This is a genomic window from Arthrobacter sp. Hiyo1, from assembly GCF_001263615.2.
GTDB lineage: Bacteria > Actinomycetota > Actinomycetes > Actinomycetales > Micrococcaceae > Arthrobacter.
This window is the reverse complement of the sequence record NZ_DF952477.1, coordinates 188,004-192,314: the sequence shown is the minus strand read 5'-3', so window position 1 is coordinate 192,314 and position 4,311 is coordinate 188,004. Positions and strand designations below refer to the sequence as shown.

The following is a 4,311-nucleotide window of genomic DNA, read 5'->3' as shown; positions in this document are numbered from 1 at the left end:
CCCTCTTCGGCACGGTTCGCTCGGGCTCCCTCATCAGGCATTACAGGGCATGTCCGCCGGAGCGCTCTCATGGATGCGTTCGTTGGGTAGTCTCAGCTGGTGACTGACTACCGGCAACATCCCAGCGTCGTGGCACACTGGCGCGATGACTCACTCCAGCCCCTTCCAGAAGCTCAGGAAGCGCAAGAGACCCTATGGTTTGCGGTACCCCCTGAACCTGACACGGAGCAGATGTGGGAGGGTCTTCGCGGTCGCTTGGAAAAGGACGGAACGGCGACTGTCCTGGCAGTCCCCGCGTATCTCTATGACGTCAACTTTGGCGACCGCGTGAACGTGATGCGATCGGCGGAGAATGCGCTCGTTGCCACCGGAGTGGAGCGCGACGCTCTCAACTTCACATTCAGAGTCCTGCTGAAATCGGATGACCCCAACGCCTGGCAGCCCCTGGCCTCTGAACTTGCCGAGCAAGGTTGCCTCCTCGATTTCATCTCTCCGGGGTTCTTCGCCATGTCTTGCTGCGAGCCCCAGGCGCGGGAAGTCGCCGACAGATTGTTCGCATTGGAATGCGATGGCGTCCTTCATTATGAGACTGGCCGAACACAACAGTTGAGGTAGGCAGCCGACGGAACGGGTGTCCGGTGAAGGATCCTTCACCGGACGTCGGCGGCAAGGGCAATCCGTGTCGGGGTCGAACCCTGAGCACGTCGCGGACCCACCGGTTATGGCCTACATGTCGGCCGGCCCTAGATCAGGTGCCTGTGGCTTCAACCACTCGCTGTCAGGGCGGGCGACGAGCCGCGCGTTCGTGTAGGCCATTTCCAGCGTCAGAACCGTATGCCCGCGGTAGCCGCTGTCTCCCACCTGGGAGACCACTAATGCGAGGTCGGCTGAGTCGGATCCCGTGAGGTCGAGGGGCATTAAGAACTGCGCTCCGGCCTCTTGGAGCTTTGGGTACCACTGAGGTACGACTAGCTTGTAGTTGCGGCGAACGCGCTTGAGGGTGAGCTCAACTGAATGAGTAAGCGCCGCCCGCGCTCGAGAAGGCATCCCCGCAAGTTCGGGAGGGAAGCGGTCGAGGTTATCCCCCAAGATGTGTTCATAGGCCAGTTTCAGCGGCCTGCGCCAGTCGTAAACCAAGTCAGCTGCGGCGGTCACGTACTCAGCGAGCATCGGGGGCTCAGTGCCGAAGTGCCGCATGATGTCTCGATCGGATTCAGTCGCCCAGCGTTGGAAGAACCAAGGTTGAACATTTGACCGGGTCGACCGGTTCCGCTGGAAAAGGCCGAAAACGTCTTCCGCGTAGGTAGTAAGAAGCCCGGTATTCATGGCTGCGTACTCGCCATCCTCAGTGACGGCTATTTTGTTCTCCATGGCAAGCCGCTGGTACGTATATCGAACATAGCTGTCGAGGATGGGCCGCGGGAGCGCCGAGGGGACAGCCCCGGTCCATTCCTCTGGCTCTGCCAGTTCGGCCAGCGAATTGAGCGCATCTGACCATGCGCGAGGACTCAAGTCGCTTGTATCGAGGCGCTCGTCGCCGCGATAGGAGAAGAACGCGAAGTTCCGGATGGTACTCGGATGTCCAGCGAAGGAATCAGCCAGCGCTGACGTCTGCTGAACTACAGGGGGATATTCCATATTGGTGAGGATAGATCAGGGACTGCTGCAACTTGCAAAGGAAGTACCAGGGCGAGCATCGGTGATCATCGCGACGGCGACTGGTTGTTAAGGCCGAAGCCGATGAAGCACCTGATCCTTCGTGAGCGGCTCGATATTTTCCACCCCCAGCTTGAGGTCGAAGCTGCTCAACGTGACGCCCCTAACGGGGGCGAATGGCAGGTTGTATGCAGCGGGATCCTCAGGGATCTGAAACTCGCACTCCCCTGGGTCGTCGCCACCAATGATTCGGAGGCAGGCGATTACGTTCCGAATGGACATCGCCAGCAGATCCAGTCCGTCGACAAGCGCGGTGGCGCTCCAGTTGTGTGAGCGTTGCTGCGGGTACTGGTGCAGCCTTCCGCCGAGTTCGACCGAGGTGTAGAACGACGTACCGAAGACGCTCCCTCCCATCGTCACCATCCCTTCGGACGGCACCGCTAAGCCAGGCGTTGTCTCGCGCCCGATCCTGATGGCGTGACCACCGAGGGCCACCCGACTCCCGTGCTTGAATGAGTTATATTCAGCGACCTGATGCATGTCGAGCATGCTCGAGGCCCAGTGTTGCCACATCCGCGCAAATGATTCCGCCGTTGATGCGACCTTCTCCTCAAGCCATCCCGTGCGGCTGAAGACAAGATTGGCGAGCTTTCCAAGCGTCACGCCTTCTTCCCATGCCGACTTATCGACAAGCCCTTGTATTGAAATGAGAGCTTTGGTCACTTCGCGGAGCTCGGGGTTCGAGTATGCGAGCATCCACCCGATGGGACAGTACGGAGCCTGAGCAAGCGCTCCGAGTAGCGCGAACAGCGTCTCGACGGCCTGAGCATGAGCTAGACGGATGGACGCTGCAGCGTACTGAGCGTCGAGCCCTGCTTCTTCTAGGATCGGAGCCTCATGTTTCCTGATATGGACGTAGTAGCCCGGATCGATTGCTCGCAGGAAGTTAAGGTTTCGGTCCTTGAGATCCCAAGCCCAGGAGACTTGGGGCCGGTTATTGACAAAGTAGGCGCAGCTGTCAGCTCGTGCCGAATCCGCGCGATCGCCGGATTGACTCGTCACCACTCGGCCTTCGTCTCATCATCCGGGTGCTGTACATCAGGAATTTCCCTACCCCTCACGCAGAAAGCATAGCCGCGGACTCCGGCATAGCATGAAGATATACAGACTTCAGCGGCGATGCCGCCCGTAAGCCGGTCGTCCACCGGACGCCTCCCTGGCAGCCTTGAGCCCCTGTTCAGATCCGCGTGATTCCGCCCCCGCTGGATTCCCGTATACCCTGCCCGAATTATTGCCCGGTGAACGTGCTTATACGCTACAGTCCAAAGTATGCTCATCGGCTATGCTCGTTGTTCGACCAGCTCTCAGGACCTCACCGCCCAGCGCAATGCCCTCTCGGCCGCCGGTGTGGACCCCGATGCGATCCACGTCGACCACGGGTTCACCGGCACCAAGCGCGACCGCCCTGGACTGGGTAAGGCCCTGGCTGCGTGCCGTGACGGCGACACGCTCGTGGTGACCAAGCTCGACCGCCTCGCCCGCTCGCTTCCGGACGCAAGGGACATCGCCGACGAGCTCACCCTCAAAGGAGTGACCCTGAATGTCGGCGGAAGCATCTACGATCCGCACGACCCGGTGGGCAAACTGCTGTTCAACGTCCTGGGCATGGTCGCCGAGTTCGAATCCGACCTCATCCGAGCCCGGACCCGCGAAGGCATGGCGGTCGCGAAGGCCAAAGGCAAGCTTCGAGGTCGGCAGCCCAAGCTCTCCAAAAAGCAGGAATCCCACCTCGTGAGCCTCCACCAGGGCGGCAAGCACACCACGACGGAGATCGCCGAACTCTTCGGCGTCGCCCGATCCACCGTTTACCGTGCGATCCAGCGTGCAGGGTCCAAGGCCTAGCTCTCCGCGGACAACGCGCCGGCCACACCGCGATTCAGCGGAGCCTCAGCTCAATTTCGTGCCTCTCCTGCCATGAGCTGACCCAGTAGCTCCCCCTGGAATCTATCGTCTAGTAAGCCTTGTTGGGCCAAGTACACGTGCATGGTCTTCCACCTCTTGGCGGGGAGGATCGAGTACCCGGTACTCGTGTGTCTCAACCCGCAGTACCTTGTACTGGTATCGGTACTGCGGCGCGGCCCGAATGCCGCTGCGAACACCGAAGTGATCAAGTGGATGGGGGGAATCGATGATGAAGCAGCATCGCACCCCCAGTGGAGAGCCCTTGCTTTACCCCGACCCGTCGCGGCGCAGCGGCACGCCGAACCTGCAAGGAGAACGGCCAGCATGACCCCTCGCGAAGCACAAGCCCCCGCTTTCAGCCTCGGAGAGCACGTCCACGAGTCGACGCCGTACGACGCTGGAGAGCGGTTGAGGCCGCGCCAGTGGCCTGTCGGCCCGAGCGAGAGCTACGGGAAAGTGGACTTCGATGACGGCGAGGGAAAGACCGTCCTCACCGTCTACGTTCAGCGCGGGCCCGAAGAAGGTTACGTCCTGCACGTCGAGCACCTCGCCGTGCCGCTGCGGGTGGACGGCTCGGACCTTCGCCTGAGCCCGGCGCCTCAGGTTGATAGGGACGCCGCGGCTTTCCGGCGGATCACCGCTGCCCGCACGGCTGCCGCGACTGCCGAGGCCGAGCTAAACGCCGCTGTCAGC

5 protein-coding genes are annotated in these 4,311 nt (G+C 61.3%); 3 read left to right on the top strand and 2 right to left on the bottom strand.

The window, feature by feature from the left end; all coding sequences use genetic code 11:
- The first annotated feature begins 231 nt into the window (after window positions 1-231).
- The gene (locus tag AHiyo1_RS22295; protein WP_275937095.1) at window positions 232-615 is read left to right on the top strand and encodes a DUF4265 domain-containing protein; all 384 of its coding nucleotides are present in this window, start codon (window positions 232-234) and stop codon (window positions 613-615) included.
- A gap of 111 nt (window positions 616-726) precedes the next feature.
- Here AHiyo1_RS22295 and AHiyo1_RS22290 read toward each other — a convergent pair whose 3' ends face one another.
- Both AHiyo1_RS22290 and AHiyo1_RS22285 read right to left on the bottom strand, forming a co-directional pair.
- Window positions 727-1,638: a DUF3825 domain-containing protein gene (locus tag AHiyo1_RS22290; protein ID WP_059390037.1), complete on the bottom strand. Its 912-nt coding sequence runs from the start codon at window positions 1,636-1,638 to the stop codon at window positions 727-729.
- An 87-nt stretch (window positions 1,639-1,725) separates the two neighbouring features.
- A complete protein-coding gene (locus tag AHiyo1_RS22285) occupies window positions 1,726-2,718 on the bottom strand; it encodes a hypothetical protein (protein WP_172465703.1) in 993 nt (330 codons plus the stop codon).
- Between the two features lie 267 nt (window positions 2,719-2,985).
- Between AHiyo1_RS22285 and AHiyo1_RS22280 the strand changes: the two genes are divergently transcribed.
- Window positions 2,986-3,558 (top strand): recombinase family protein, encoded by a 573-nt coding sequence (locus tag AHiyo1_RS22280; RefSeq protein ID WP_059390035.1) that lies wholly within the window; start codon window positions 2,986-2,988, stop codon window positions 3,556-3,558.
- Between the two features lie 384 nt (window positions 3,559-3,942).
- Window positions 3,943-4,311: hypothetical protein (locus AHiyo1_RS22275; protein ID WP_059390039.1), on the top strand; the 369-nt coding region annotated here is incomplete at its 3' end.

What these genes read in the sequence shown, in the direction of transcription:
- AHiyo1_RS22280 (WP_059390035.1), top strand. Translation starts at nt 2,986, where the DNA reads ATGCTCATCGGCTATGCTCGTTGTTCGACCAGCTCTCAGGACCTCACC.
- AHiyo1_RS22295 (WP_275937095.1), top strand. Translation starts at nt 232, where the DNA reads ATGTGGGAGGGTCTTCGCGGTCGCTTGGAAAAGGACGGAACGGCGACT.
- AHiyo1_RS22290 (WP_059390037.1), bottom strand. Translation starts at nt 1,638, where the DNA reads ATGGAATATCCCCCTGTAGTTCAGCAGACGTCAGCGCTGGCTGATTCC.